At 63.1% G+C, this 13,270-nt stretch carries 11 protein-coding genes; 10 read left to right on the top strand and 1 reads right to left on the bottom strand.

The window, feature by feature from the left end; genetic code table 11:
* Window positions 1-2,098 (top strand): AAA family ATPase (locus tag Mgrana_RS13370; protein WP_119358103.1); only part of this gene is annotated, 2,098 nt, incomplete at its 5' end.
* An 83-nt stretch (window positions 2,099-2,181) separates the two neighbouring features.
* Entirely contained in the window at window positions 2,182-3,102 is a 921-nt protein-coding gene (locus Mgrana_RS13365; protein WP_119358102.1) for an aldo/keto reductase, read from the top strand.
* Here the strand turns inward: Mgrana_RS13365 and Mgrana_RS13360 are convergent.
* Entirely contained in the window at window positions 3,099-3,968 is an 870-nt protein-coding gene (locus tag Mgrana_RS13360; protein ID WP_119358101.1) for an NAD-dependent epimerase/dehydratase family protein, read from the bottom strand. The genes Mgrana_RS13365 and Mgrana_RS13360 overlap by 4 nt on opposite strands.
* Before the next feature lie 110 nt (window positions 3,969-4,078).
* On the opposite strand from Mgrana_RS13360, the gene Mgrana_RS13355 reads away from it, so the two are divergent.
* The 8 genes from Mgrana_RS13355 to cmr6 all read left to right on the top strand — a co-directional run bounded on the left by Mgrana_RS13355 (window position 4,079) and on the right by cmr6 (window position 13,231).
* Window positions 4,079-5,509, top strand: coding sequence for a pyridoxal phosphate-dependent decarboxylase family protein (locus Mgrana_RS13355; RefSeq protein ID WP_119358100.1), 1,431 nt, complete (start codon window positions 4,079-4,081; stop codon window positions 5,507-5,509).
* 27 nt (window positions 5,510-5,536) lie between these two features.
* Window positions 5,537-6,742 carry an MFS transporter gene (locus Mgrana_RS13350; RefSeq protein WP_119358099.1) on the top strand — a complete coding sequence of 402 codons (1,206 nt, stop codon included), beginning with the start codon at window positions 5,537-5,539 and terminating at the stop codon, window positions 6,740-6,742.
* 391 nt (window positions 6,743-7,133) lie between these two features.
* On the top strand, window positions 7,134-8,879 hold the full coding sequence (gene cas10 / locus Mgrana_RS13345; protein WP_338067281.1) for a type III-B CRISPR-associated protein Cas10/Cmr2: 1,746 nt from the start codon (window positions 7,134-7,136) through the stop codon (window positions 8,877-8,879).
* Window positions 8,869-9,987 carry a type III-B CRISPR module-associated protein Cmr3 gene (locus Mgrana_RS13340; protein WP_119358097.1) on the top strand — a complete coding sequence of 373 codons (1,119 nt, stop codon included), beginning with the start codon at window positions 8,869-8,871 and terminating at the stop codon, window positions 9,985-9,987. Before cas10 ends, Mgrana_RS13340 begins: the two co-directional genes overlap by 11 nt.
* 19 nt (window positions 9,988-10,006) lie before the next feature.
* Window positions 10,007-11,002: a type III-B CRISPR module RAMP protein Cmr1 gene (gene cmr1, locus Mgrana_RS13335; RefSeq protein ID WP_170146483.1), complete on the top strand. Its 996-nt coding sequence runs from the start codon at window positions 10,007-10,009 to the stop codon at window positions 11,000-11,002.
* Complete coding sequence (gene cmr4, locus Mgrana_RS13330; RefSeq protein WP_119358095.1) at window positions 10,999-11,841, top strand: type III-B CRISPR module RAMP protein Cmr4; 843 nt, start codon at window positions 10,999-11,001, stop codon at window positions 11,839-11,841. The genes cmr1 and cmr4 overlap by 4 nt, the downstream gene beginning before the upstream one ends.
* The gene (locus Mgrana_RS13325; protein ID WP_119358094.1) at window positions 11,838-12,200 is read left to right on the top strand and encodes a type III-B CRISPR module-associated protein Cmr5; all 363 of its coding nucleotides are present in this window, start codon (window positions 11,838-11,840) and stop codon (window positions 12,198-12,200) included. The genes cmr4 and Mgrana_RS13325 overlap by 4 nt, the downstream gene beginning before the upstream one ends.
* A complete protein-coding gene (cmr6, locus tag Mgrana_RS13320) occupies window positions 12,197-13,231 on the top strand; it encodes a type III-B CRISPR module RAMP protein Cmr6 (protein WP_119358093.1) in 1,035 nt (344 codons plus the stop codon). Before Mgrana_RS13325 ends, cmr6 begins: the two co-directional genes overlap by 4 nt.
* Window positions 13,232-13,270: the final 39 nt, after the last annotated feature.

Raw genomic sequence — 13,270 nt, 5'->3', positions numbered from 1 at the left:
GCTTCCCACCCCGCCCCCCTTCTTCGGGCAGGAACGGGCCCGGGCGGCTCTCGAGCTGGCCCTCAAGGGCGGTTTTCACGCCTATGTGGTAGGACCCCCCAGCCTGGGAAAGCACGAGGCCCTGCTGGAGTATCTCCAGCAGCAAAGCGTGGAGACCCCTCCAGACCTGCTCTATGTACCCCTCTCCGAGCGGCGGGCAGCGGTGCTCACCCTCCCCAGCGGCAGCGAGACCCACCTGGCCGAGGCCGTGGAGGGGCTGCTCTCGGAAACCGCCCGGCTGGACGCCCTGTTTCGTCAAGCCCGGTTTTTGCGGGAGAAATCCCAGCTCGAGGAGGGCTTCAAAGCGGAGCAGGAGGCCCGGCTGGAGGGACTCCGAACCGAGGCCCAGGCTGCGGGGTTCGCCTTGGTGGAAAACGGCGAACGCCTGGAGCTCAGCGGCCCCGGCCCGATTCCAGCCGAGCTGGCGGCCCGGCTCGAGGAGGTCAGCCTGGCCAACCTCACGGCTTTGGCCGACCGTGAGGCGGCGTTGCGCCGGCTACGGCGGGAACAGGCCAGCCACTACCTGAGCGCCCGTGTCGAGCCGCTGATGGCCCAGTTCCCCCAAGCCCGGGCCTACCTCGAGGCCCTCAAGGCCCGCCTGGTTCGCTACGCCGAGACCGGAGAGGCCTTCGATCCGGCCCAATGGCGGCCCAACCTGCTCACCTCCTCCCACAGCGGGTTCCCCCCGCCGGTGGTCTACGAGCCCTACGCCACCGCGCCTCGGCTGTTCGGGCAGGTCAGCGCCCCCAGCGGAGTGGCCAATGTCTCGCATATCCGCCCTGGGGCGGTGCACCGGGCCCAGGGGGGATTCTTGGTGCTGGACGCGGAAAGCCTCAAGCGCGAAGGCACCTGGGAGGCCCTCAAACGGGCCCTGCACAATGAGCAGGTCGAGCCGGTGACCGATGCCCAGCATCCGGTGGGGCTCGAGGTGGAGCCTTTCCCGGTTCAGGTCCAGGTGCTGCTGGTGGGCAGCCACGAGGCCTTTGAAAGCTTGGAGAGCGACCCCGCCTTTACCGAGCTGTTCCGCATCCGCATCGAGTTCTCCCCCACCCTGAGCGCCACCCCTGAGCAGCGCGAGGCCCTGGGGGGGTGGCTTTCGGCCCAGGGCTTCAGCCTGACCCAGGGCGGGCTCTCCCAGCTCTACGACGAGGCCCGGCGGATGGCCGAGCACCGCGACCGAATGGACGCCCGCTGGGTCGAGATCCGAGCGCTGGCCGAAGAGGCCGCGGTTCTGGGGGAGGGGGTGCTCAGCGCGGATGCGGTACAGGCTGCCCTGAGGGCTCGAGATCAACGGGCTTTCTGCTCTGAGGAGGAGTTTTTGCGGTCGGTGCAGGAGGGGGTGTGGAGCTTCCAGCTGACCGGGCAGAAGGTGGGGGAGGTAAACAGCCTGGTGCTGCTGGAAACCCTGCCGGCCTGGGGGCGCCCGGCCCGGGTGACCGCTCGAGCCGCCCCAGGGCGGGATCACCTGATCTCCATAGACCGCGAGGCTGGGCTGGGAGGGCAGGTCTTTCACAAGGCCGTGCTCACCCTGAGCGGGTATCTGCGCAGCCGCTACGCCGAGGTGGGGTCGTTCCCGGCCACGGTCAGCCTGGCCTTTGAACAAAACTACGTGCCCATTGAAGGCGACTCGGCGGGGCTGGCCGAGCTGGTGGCGGTGCTCTCGGCCATCGGGCGCATCCCGCTGCGGCAAGACCTGGCCCTGACCGGGGCGGTAGACCAAACCGGACGGGTTCAGGCGGTCGGGGGGATTGCGGCTAAGGTCGAGGGCTTTTTTCGGGTCTGCCAGGCCCTGGGCCTGAGCGGAAAGCAGGGGGTAATCCTGCCCCGGGCCAACATTCCCAACCTGACCCTGGCTTCTGAGGTAATGGAGGCCCTGCGGGAGGGACGATTCCACCTCTATGCGGTGGAGACCGCCGACCAAGCCCTCGAGCTGCTGAGTGGAACGCGGGCCGAGGGGTTCAAGGGGATCCATGAGCGGGTACGCTTGGCCCTGGAGGCCTTCGCCCGGCTCGAGGAGGGCGGCGAGGAAGAAAAGGAGCCCCAGCGGGAACCCGGCTAAGGCCATACAATCTGTGCTGTGAGGCAGTACAATCCGTGATTGAGGATATTGTCAGCTCTAAACCAGACCAATAGGCTGCCCCCATGAACGACCTCCTTCAGTTCCCCGGTCTTCCCCCGATTCCCCCCTTGGGGATCGGCACCTGGCAGTGGGGCGATACCCTGATCTGGGGCTATGGCAAAACCTACAGCCAGGACGACGCCCGACAGGCCTACATGCTGGCCCTGAACGCCGGAATACGGCTGTTTGACACCGCGGAGGTCTACGGCCTGGGCAAAAGCGAGCGGCTCTTGGGGATGTTCTACCACGATTACACCCCCAAGCCGCTGGTGGTCAGCAAGATGTTTCCCTTTCCCTGGCGCTTTTCCCGCAAGGCCCTGTTGCGGGCTTTGCGCTCGAGCCTGCGGCGCTTGGACCTCTCCCGGCTCGACCTCTACCTGCTGCACTGGCCCTGGCCGCCAGTCTCGCTCGAGGGCTGGGCCGAGTCTCTGGCCGAGGCCTATGAGCTGGGGTTGACCCGGGCGGTGGGGGTTTCCAACCACAACCTGGCCCAGACCGAGCGGGTCAGCAAGGTGCTGGAGCGGCACGGGGTGCGGCTGGCGGCCAACCAGATCGAGTTCAACCTGCTCGAGCGGGGCCCTGAACATACCGGGCTGCTCTCCGCCCTACAGGCCGAAGGGATTGTGCCCATGGCCTACAGCCCGTTGGGCATGGGCTGGCTGACCGGGAAATACACCCTGGACAACCCACCCCCAGGGCGCTACCGCGGCCAGCGCTACATCGCCCACAAGCAGCGCCTGCCGGGCCTGCTCCAAGCCCTCAGCGAGGTGGCCCAGGCCAAGGGCGCCACCCCGGCCCAGGTGGCCCTGCGCTGGTGCATCCAGAAGGGCACCCTGCCCATCCCTGGGGCCAAGAACGTGCGCCAGGCCCAGGCCAACGCCGGGGCGCTGCGCCTCGAGCTATCCGCCGATGACATCATTCGGCTGGACTTCGCCAGCCCTTAGGGGCGGGCCCAGGCGGCCAGTTCCTCGCGCCAAGAGTGTTGGGGCTCGTAGCCCAGCAGACGGCGGGCTTTCTCAATGGAAAGCAAGGTCTGATGCGGGCCCATCCCTTCAGGCAGCGGTATTCCAGGAAACACCTCCGCCATCAGCTCAGCGTTAGGGCGGGACATCACGGTATCGGCGTTAGCGATGATGAACACCTCCGCCCCCTTGAGGGGGGCCTCGAGGGCCCGCCGCACCGCCTGGGCAGCATCGCGGGCATCAATGTAGGCCCAGAGGTTCCACTTGCGCAGCCGAGGGTCGAGGTCAAAGCTGGGGAAATGGGCGTAATCAGCGGGCTCCATCACGTTGGAAAAGCGCAGCCCAAGGATCTTGAGCTCGGGATCCCAGCGGGCGAACTGCCGGGCCATCTCCTCTCCCAGCAGCTTGGACAGGGAATAGGCACTCTCAGGGCGTCCGGGATATTCCTCGTCTAGCGGGACGTAGGGCGGAGGGGTGTCAAAGGGTAGCCCCAGCACGGTCTCGCTCGAGGCCCACACCAGGTTGCGAATCCCCATCCGCCGGGCCGCTTCAAACACGTTGTAGGTGCTCAGGGTGTTGTTCTTGAAGACCACCGCATTGGGCTGCAACCCCGGCGCCGGGACCGCGGCCAGGTGCACCACGGCGTCCACTCCCCTGTAGCGATCATCCACCCCCGACAAAACCTCCAGGGCCTGCCCAAACTCGGCCAGATCCGCCTGCACGAAGGGGCAGCGGGGTTCTTTCGGGGGCATCAGGTCTACGTTGATCACCTCGTATTGGTGGGCCAGCAACTCCTCTACGCAGGCCCGCCCCAGCTTGCCACTGCCTCCGGTTACCACCACTCGCATCGCCGACCTCCTCAACCTTTCTGGAGCTCAATATACCCCTGAACAGCGGCCCGTATTGACAGCCTCTTCGCTTTCCCCATAGGCTCTGCCCAGCACACCAGGAGATCCATATGCCGCTACCCCCAGTGGGACTCAGCAAAGAACAGGTACTGGCCACCCTCAGGGCCTATAAGGCCCACGACGCGCCTTGGCTCGAGGGGCGGGTGATGGCCGGGGTCTATGATCCCGGCCCAGCGGTCGCAGAGGTCGGGAAGGCGGCCTATACCGAGTTTCTCAGCGAAAACGCCCTCTATCCCAACCTCTACCCCAGCCTGCTCAAGCTCGAGACCGACACCGTGCGCAGCATCGCGGATTGGCTGGGGGGAGGCCCGCAGACGGTGGGCAACTTTACCAGCGGCGGCACCGAGAGCATCCTGCTGGCCGTGAAGGCGGCCCGCGACTGGGCCAGGGCCCACAAGCCCCAGGTCCAGACCCCCGAGATGGTGCTGTGCATAACCGCCCACCCAGCCTTTCACAAGGCCGCTCACTACCTGGGCTTGAAGGTGCAGATCACCCCCATGAACCCCACTACCTTCCGAGCCGATGTGGAGGCCATGCGCCAGGCCATCAACGAAAACACCGTGCTGTTGGTGGGCTCTGCCCCATGCTACTCGCATGGGGTGGTAGACCCCATCCCTGAAATCGCGGCCTTGGCCCAGGAAAAGGGGGTTCTTTGCCATGTGGACGCCTGTGTGGGCGGCCTTCACCTCTCGGTGATGCGCACGCTGGGGTTCAGCGTCCCCGCCTTTGACCTCTCAATCCCCGGGGTCACCTCCCTCTCGACCGACCTGCACAAGTATGGCTACGCCGCCAAGAATGCCTCGGTGATCCTGTACCACAGCCCGGCCTTGCGCCGCTTTGCCCTTTACGCCAACGCCCGCACCACCGGCTATGCGGTGATCAACCCCACGGTGCTCTCTTCCAAGTCGGGCGGGCCGCTGGCGGGGGCCTGGGCCACCCTGCATTTTTTGGGCCTGCAGGGCTATCAGCAGATCGTGTCGGAGGTGCAGCGGGCCACCGAGCGCCTGCTGGCCGGAATTGCCGCCATACCCGAACTACAGGTTTTGGGAAAGCCGGATATGTGCATGTTTGCCTTCAGCTCAGCGCACCTCAACGTGTTTGAGCTGGAAGACGCCCTGAGCTCGAGGGGCTGGTTTGTGCAGGCCCAGTTCTCCGCCGGGGGCGGCCCCGCCAACCTGCACCTTTCGGTAAACCGCTCCAACGTCCCCCATGTGGAGGATTTTCTGACCGCGCTTCAAGAAAGCGTGGCCGAAGTGAAGCGCGGGGGTGGCCTGGATCACCTCGAGTCCCTTCGGCAGGAGGTGGCACAACTTCTGCAAAACCCCGGCCCCGACCCCTTTACCCGGATCGCCGCCCTGGCCGGCCTGGTCCCAGGCCAGATGCCCACCGGCTTCGCCCGCATCAATACCCTGCTGGAGCTGCTGCCCGATGAGCTGGTGGAGTCCTTGCTGGTGGAGTATGTCAACAGCCTGTACCGGTGATTGCCGCCCAAGCCCCAGGAGCAGCCCATGACCCAGAACCTTTCCCCGGCTCGCTGGCAGATCCCCCTGGTCCTGGGGGCAACGGTGTTTGTGCACTACCTCGACCGCAATGCACTGGCCCTGGCCCTGCCCAAAATTGCCCAGGATTTCGGCTGGACGGATCGGCAGATCGGCGCCAATGGCGATGTGCTGCTGGCGGCTTTTTTCGTCACCTATGGCCTTGCCCAGATCTTCTTGAGCCCCTTGGCCGAGCGCTTTGGCCCCAAACGCAGCTTGTTGCTGGCGGTGGCGGGCTTTTCGCTGTTCACCATTCTGGTCTGGCCTCTGGGCTTCTCGCTGCTGGCCCTGCTGATTCTGCGCTTGCTGCTGGGGCTGGGCGAGAGCGTGCATATGCCCATGAACAGCGCGATCGTCAGCCGCTGGTTCCCGGTTTCAGAGCGGGCCCGGGCCAACTCGATCTATGTGGCCGGCGTCCTGCTGGCCATAGGCTTCGCCCCCCTGCTGGTGGTGCCGATGATGCACGCCGTGGGCTGGCGGGAGTCTTTTGCCGTCCTGGGGTTTGTGGGCCTGGCGGTCTGCCTGCCGCTGGTCTGGCGCTTTGTCCAGGACACCCCGCCCACAGGCCGAGCGGTGAGCCCGGCTTTTTTGGACGTGCAAACCAGCTACGTGCGGGACTGGCGCTTCTGGCTCTACACCTTGGCGGGAACGTTCAACGCCTTTTGCATATTCGGGATCCTGAACTGGCTGCCCAGCTATTTCAACCGGGCCCGCGGCATCAACTTTGAAGATCTGGGCTGGCCGCTGTTCGTGGTGTTTGCCTCAGGAATCAGTGGGGTACTGCTATGGGCTTACGTGGGGGACCGACTGGGGCGGCGCAACCTGCTGGCAAGCCTGGGGTTTTTTGTGGCCGCAGGGTGCGTGTGGCTGACCTCGAGCACCCCTAGCCTGAGCCTGGTGGTGCTGCTTTTCGCCCTGGGGGTGTTGGCTCAAAGCGCCTACAACGCCCAGGAGTTTGCCACCGTACAGCGCCTTTTATCCCCCGAAAAGGTGGGGGCCGGCACCGGTTTGTACAACGGCCTCACGGTGCTTTTTGGGGGGGTGGGGGGCTCGCTGGTGCCGGGGAGTATCGTTGCCGCGACCGGTAGCTTTCACGCGGGCATCTTGAGCGTGGTGGTAGGGGCCATCGTTGCGGGGATTTTGATGTTTTGGGTGCATCGGGTGGTGCGCTACTGAAACCAGTCTCAAGATAGCTGGCTAAGACAAGGCTCGAGCCGTTTTCATTGGCGCACACATGGTGTAAATAGACCTCAAAATTGGTCGAGGTCGCCAGGCCAGTAAAAATCAACCCCTTTTGATCCTAAAGCCAACATCATATCCTTGAGTTGCTCAGCTCTGCACAGCAAAATACCAGCCACCCAACGAAAACTGTGGTAGAAAAGTGCATGCAGTCTAAAACGACTTCCGAGCTAGCCCTGGCAGGGTTTTTACATGACCTGGGCAAGCTCTACCAACGGGCTTACTGGGGTAGACCCCCAGAGGGGGTGTCTGATTAGAAGGTTTTTTCCAAAAACGGGCTGATGGGTTACAGGCTTGCTAAATCAGAGGCCAAAGGGTGGAGGATCTGATGATGTCTTATCTCATGCAAATTACACTAGGGCCCGTTCAAGATTTCATCAACACCGCTCGTCGCACACGCGACCTGTACGCAGGAAGCTGCTTGCTCAGTGAGGCTGCGGGACAGGTATCCGCGTACCTAGCCGAAAGGCTTGGGTATGAAAACCTAATTTTTCCGGCGCCCAACAACGCTGAGCACTTCAGGCAGCTCAGCCAGTCGGGGATCCCCAACGTGGTGGTTGCCAGGGTCAGGGAAGATGTCCATTGTCGGGTGCTGACTGAGGAGGCTGTGAAGGAGGCGCGGCGATATATCCAGGAGAGGGGCACTTCTTTGCTGGACAAGCACCGTGAGCAGATAGACGTATCTACTACGCTAGAGCAGCTTTCGGAGATGCTCGAGGTTTACTGGGCCTGTGTACCGCTGGAGGAGGACTACGCGCGGGCACGCAACCGGCTAACAGCGGTGATGGCGGCGCGGAAGAACACCCGCGAGTTCATGCCGGTGGGGTGGGGCTCGAGCCTCCCCAAAAGCTCGCTGGACGGCGCTCGGGAAACGGTCATCGCAGGCGCAAGCGAAGCCTGGAAGCGCAGGGTGGGCATCCGACCCGGCGAGGAGCTGAGCGGGGTAGATCTGGTGAAACGGCTATGGCCGGAGCGGGCCTTCCTGAGCACCTCACATGTGGCGGCCTTGCCCTATCTGGAAGGGCTGGGGAAACAGGGAAAGCTGGAGATGCTCCGGTTCTACCTCGAGCGCCTGGCCAACCTGATTGGCGAGGAAGCCCGCGAGGAGTGGGTCCATCCGGTGGTACGGGACACCCCCCTCAAAGACTATGACCCCCGACTGCTGTTTGTGGGGCGTTTAGGGGAGTTTCTGGATGGGTCGGGGGCCGGGCTGGAAGAGGCCCGTGCCGTGCTGAGCGAGATGTACCGTGCCCTGGGCGAACCCCTGCCCTACTACGTTCTGTTGCACGCCGACGGCGACCGTATGGGCGAGGCCATAGACCACCAGAGTCGGCAGGGCGCGGAAGCCCATCGGCGGCTTTCCAACAAGCTAGCCCTGGATTTCGCGGCCAGGGTACGGGGCATTGTGGAGCGCCACAAAGGCTGTCTGGTTTATGCCGGGGGCGACGACGTACTGGCCCTGCTGCCACTGCACACTGCCCTTCCCTGTGCGAAAGCCCTGGCCCAGATCTTCTCCGCCGCCATGCGGGGCTTTGGGGAGAAGCACGACCCCACGCTCTCGGTGGGGCTGGCCATCGTGCACCACCTCGAGCCCCTCCAGGACGCCCTCGAGCTGGTGCGTCGCACCGAGAAGTTTGCCAAGGAAGGCCCCAAGAGCACACCCCTCGAGCAAAAGCGCAATGCCCTGGCCCTAGCCTACAGCCCCCGCAGCGGCAGCGAGCGTATGGTGCGTGGGCGCTGGGACGAGGCCCCCTCGCTTACCCAGCGCCTGTATCGCTATCAGGATCTGCTGCGGCTGGAGCAAATCCCCACCAAAGCAGGTTACGAACTCAAGGCTCTGCTGGACGAGCTGGGCGGGGTGAAGGGAATGGAGAAAGCGGTGGTACTCGAGGCTCAGCGCATCTTAGGGCGAAAGCAAATCAAGCCCGAGTACCGCCAGGAACTGGACACCCTGCAGACCCCCGCCGATGTGGCCCGCCTGGCCGATGAACTCATCCTGGCCAAAGTGCTGGCGCGGGCTTACCAGCAGGCCGGGGTTCCTACCGAAAACCCGGAGGTCTACCGTGCTCATTGAACCCCGCGAACCCCTGGTAGCCCGCGATGGCCGCCCCTTTAGCAGCAACCCTGGGGCCAGAGCCCGCAGCCTACCCTTCCCTTTGCCGCAAACCATTGCCGGTGCATTGCGTACCCGTATAGGGCTTTCCCAGGGGCTCACCTTTCCCGAAGCGGCCCAGGAGGTTCGACAGATCGGCATCCGAGGCCCCCTGCTGGTCGCGCGCAAAGAGAGGGGTTGGGCGCTGCTTGCGCCCGCGCCTGCCGATGTGGTGCTGCTGGGCCAGGGCAAAGAGTCCTTTTTGTACCGATTGGTTCCGCTTCGTCTGGGCAATGCGGAAACCAACCTGCCCGAGGGGCTTTTCTCGGTTGGCATCCCCAACCCCGACAACAAGAGCAAGCCCCTCTCGCTGCCGCGCTTCTGGTACTGGAGCGCCCTCGAGCGCTGGCTTCTGGAGCCTCCGTCCAAGGCCGAGCAAAACGGGGAGGAGCTGGGGCATAACGGCCCCCAGGGCGAGGTGCGTACCCACCTGAAGCTCGACCCCGAGACCCAGACCGCCGAAGAGGGCTTTTTGTTCCAGACCTCGGGGCTCGAGTTCACCTACCTACCCCCCTCGGCTCCTCTTTCCCAGGCGCAGCGGCTGGCCCTCGCGGTCTGGGTAGAGGGCGCGCCGGGCGGGGTGTTTCCATTAGGGGGCGAGCGGCGGCTGGCTATTTGGTGGAACGAATCCATCCCGCTACCCCAGTCTCCCGCGGAGCTGCTGCAATCGCTGGTGCAGCACCAGGCCGCACGGGTGATTTTTCTCACCCCAGCAGCTTTCCGAGCAGGCTACCTGCCGCAGGACGGTGGGCTTGAGGGGGCCAGAATTGAGGCCGTTGCCCTGGGTCGTGCAGTAGTGGCCTCAGGCTGGGACTTAGAGCATCACCGCCCCAAGCCGAGCCGCAGGCTGGTGCCCGCGGGCAGTGTCTATTTTGTGCGCTTTGCGGGCTGGAGCGAGGCCCAAATTGAGGAATGGCTGCACAGCGTTTGGATGCAAAACCTGAGCGACGAAGCTCAAGACCGGCTGGACGGCTACGGCCTGGCGGTAGTGGGAAGCTGGACGGGAGAGCTGGCCGATTTGGAGGTGTGAGGTGCGGAGGGTACAGACGTTGTCGGAGGAGTTCAGCCCTGTTTTGAGCCAGGGCGAGTATTTCCAAGAGGTGCGCAAGTACAAGTTGCTAACACCCTTGATAGGTGCCGGGAGTACACCTTTTGTCAACGATACGCAAATGCCCATTCGGGGTGGAACCATCCGTGGAGTTTTGCGCTTCTGGTGGCGCGCGACTTGTGGCAATCGCTTCGGTAATTTGGAGAAGATGAGAGCCGCTGAGGAAGCAATTTGGGGAAGCACGGATAAGGCTTCGCTAATTGATGTTTATGTTGACATTAAACCCAGTGACGAAAGCAAACTCAAACCATCACATCAAAAGAAGGATAAACCGGATGGATCGGTAATTCCGGCTTATATTTCCTGGCCTCTAAATCCCCCTAAAGAGAAGCCCAATGACATCAAAAAGGTTTTGTTGGGTGTCGAATTTGCCTTGAGGTTTCGTTTTCCACCTAAAGTCGCGGATAGAGACTTTCGGGAGGAGATCCGGCTCACCCTTTGGGCTTTCGATTTCTTCGGTGGAGTTGGGGCACGAACCCGCCGAGGAGCGGGTGCGGTTTTTCGCATAGATGATGAAGGCAAGCCGTACTACACGAAGGCAGATATGGAGTGGGGCTGGCCGCATATCAGGTCAAATACCTGGCCTGACGGCGTACCTTACATCAATACGACCCTGAGAGCCAAACTGATTACGGCACCTTGGTTAAAGCTGGTCAACATTCATAAAACTTTTTTCTCGGAGCAATTTTCAAAGGTAAATCGCTTTCAGAACTTAGACGCCGCCAAGATGAAGAGAACTGCTCTGGGTGCACCGTTCAAATGGAAACAGGTAAAAGTTGATGAGCGTTTGGCGAGCCCCATTATTTACCGACCCATACGTTTGAAAGAAGGTGATTTCTCCGTAGTCGTAGTGCTTCAAAACTTAGGCAAGCAATCACCCAAGGCTAACCCAAGCCTGATTAAGGGATTTTTTGACACTCTCGGAGGAACCCAGTGAACACCCACGTCCTCTTCCTACACGCCCTTTTCCCCCTCCACCCTGGCACCGGCCAGGGGGTGGGCAGCATTGACCTGCCCATCGCCCGCGAGCGCTCGACCGGCATTCCGTATCTGCCTGGCAGCTCCATCAAAGGTGTGCTGCGTGATGCGGCGGCGGGCAAAATCGAGAAGGATAAGCTTCTGGCCCTGTTTGGCCCGGAAACCGGCAGCGCCTCGGAGCACGCCGGAGCAGCGGTGTTTGGCGACGCCAAGCTGCTGCTGTTTCCGGTTCGCAGCCTGGCCGGGGTGTTTGCCTATGTGACCAGCCCGTACTTGCTCGAGCGCTTTGCACGTGAGGCCGCTTTTGCCGGGCTTACCCCGCCTGCCCTGCCAGCCGCGCCTACATCCGACGGATGGTGCCGTCTGGCCCCCGGCAGTACCCTCAAGCTGGGCGACAAGGTTTATCTGGAAGACCTTGACCTGAGCCATCAGGAAGCCAAGGAACTCAAGGGCTGGGCGGACTGGTTGGCCCAGCATAGCGAGGCCCCAGTCAAGGGGCGGCTCTGCCTGGTGCACGACGACGTAATGGGCTTTTTGCTCGAGACCACCACCGAGGTAGTAGCCCGAATCCGCCTTGAGGACGAAACCAAGACCGTAGCCCAAGGGGCCCTCTGGTACGAGGAGAGCCTGCCTGCCGAGAGCCTCCTATACAGCTTGTTGAGCCTGGGCAGCAGCCGCAAGAAAGCAGTCGCAGTGGTTCTGGACGACCTTAAACCTTTGCTCGGCTTTGCCCAGATGGGCGGCAAGGCCAGCGTGGGTCGGGGGCTTTGCCGTTTGAAGCTAGGGGGGAGCGCATGACCCGCGAGCAAAAACGAGCCCAGTCAGCTTTCGAAAAGGTCTCGCGGCACCTGGGCCGAGACATAACCTGGCGCGACCAGTACGGCGGCATGGCCCACAAGCTGCCGGTGCTGGTGCGGCAGGCCGGGCTGGCCCAGGCTCTGGCCTTCGTGGAGTCGCGCGGGAAGGAGGCCCACAAAGCCTTGCTAGACGACCTGGCCCAGACGGTAGGGTTTCCCAAGGCCGATCTGCTCAAGAGAAGCCGCGAGGCCCAGCTAAGCGAGTACCTGCTGCTCACCCGCGAGGTGCTGGCGGCGGCCCAGTGGTACAAGCGTTTTTCCCAGAGTGTGCTGGATGTGGAAGCGGGGGCCGGGGAATGAGGCGCGCTGTTCTTCAGGGCTTGAAGAAGCAGGACAGCACCCACGCGGGGCTGTGGCTCGATAAATACATCACCACCACCACTACCAGCGATACCGAGGCCAAGCGCAGCCTAGTGGCCGAGGTAAGCGGCCAAGCGACACCCAGGGACTATTCCGACTATTTGGCCCGCTACCGCGACGGGCTTAGGGCGCTGGGGGCCCAGGAGCGGCTGGGCGAAACCCAAGGCCGCCTGGTGGTGGGGCTGGGAGGGGAGAGCGTCCTCGAGACCCACCTCACCCTGCACCGCACCTACGGGGTGCCCTATATCCCCGGTTCGGCCATCAAGGGCCTGATGTCTCGCTTTGCGGCTACCCGCCTGGAAGGTGCAGCCTGGGAACGCAGGCTCGACCCCCGCGACTTCCACCGGGGCGAAGCCCAGAAAGCACTCTTCGGCACCACCGAGGAGGCCGGGCTGCTGGTGTTTTTCGATGCCTTGCCCCAAGAGTACAGGATTTACCCCGACGTAATGACTCCTCACCACAGTGACTACTACGGCGGGGCCAACGTGCCTCCCGCCGACTGGGACAGCCCCATTCCGGTACCCTTTCTGAGCGTGACCGGCAAGTTTGTGTTCGCTCTGGCTCTGGCGCCCGGTGTGATCCCCGAGCAGGGGCGGCCCTGGCTCGAGGTCGCCTGGAAAATCCTGGAGCTGGCTTTGCAGGAGGAGGGCATTGGGGCTAAGACTACCTCGGGCTATGGTCGGATGTGCTTGGAAGAAGCACCTAAGGAAACCCCGACTAGTCAACTCGACGTGCCACCTCAGCCCTCCTCGCCAGTGGATGCGCTGCTTCAGCGCTTTGCTATGGTCAAAGACAAAGACCTGCCCCCCCAGGCCCCCACGCTCATTGCTGAGCTATATGGCTTCGGGGCTCCCAAAGAAGAAAAGAAAGCCGCCGCTGAGGCCATCTGGAAACGTTTGGAAGCCCAAAATCTGCTCAAGGGCAAAGAAGAAAAGCGCTGGTATCAGCAGCTCAAGGAGATGATGGGGTAAGGCTTGTCTCAAGCCTCACCGAGCATCCGTTTTCTCCGA

The sequence above is a fragment of the Meiothermus granaticius NBRC 107808 genome, assembly GCF_003574355.1.
Classification (GTDB): Bacteria; Deinococcota; Deinococci; order Deinococcales; family Thermaceae; genus Meiothermus; species Meiothermus granaticius.
This window is presented reverse-complemented; position numbering and strand designations above follow the sequence as displayed.

Excerpts from the sequence above, each read along its gene's own strand:
- Mgrana_RS13325 (WP_119358094.1), top strand. The coding sequence starts at position 11,838 with ATGACCCGCGAGCAAAAACGAGCCCAGTCAGCTTTCGAAAAGGTCTCG.
- Mgrana_RS13365 (WP_119358102.1), top strand. The coding sequence starts at position 2,182 with ATGAACGACCTCCTTCAGTTCCCCGGTCTTCCCCCGATTCCCCCCTTG.
- cas10 (WP_338067281.1), top strand. The coding sequence starts at position 7,134 with ATGATGTCTTATCTCATGCAAATTACACTAGGGCCCGTTCAAGATTTC.
- Mgrana_RS13360 (WP_119358101.1), bottom strand. The coding sequence starts at position 3,968 with ATGCGAGTGGTGGTAACCGGAGGCAGTGGCAAGCTGGGGCGGGCCTGC.
- Mgrana_RS13355 (WP_119358100.1), top strand. The coding sequence starts at position 4,079 with ATGCCGCTACCCCCAGTGGGACTCAGCAAAGAACAGGTACTGGCCACC.
- Mgrana_RS13350 (WP_119358099.1), top strand. The coding sequence starts at position 5,537 with ATGACCCAGAACCTTTCCCCGGCTCGCTGGCAGATCCCCCTGGTCCTG.
- cmr6 (WP_119358093.1), top strand. The coding sequence starts at position 12,197 with ATGAGGCGCGCTGTTCTTCAGGGCTTGAAGAAGCAGGACAGCACCCAC.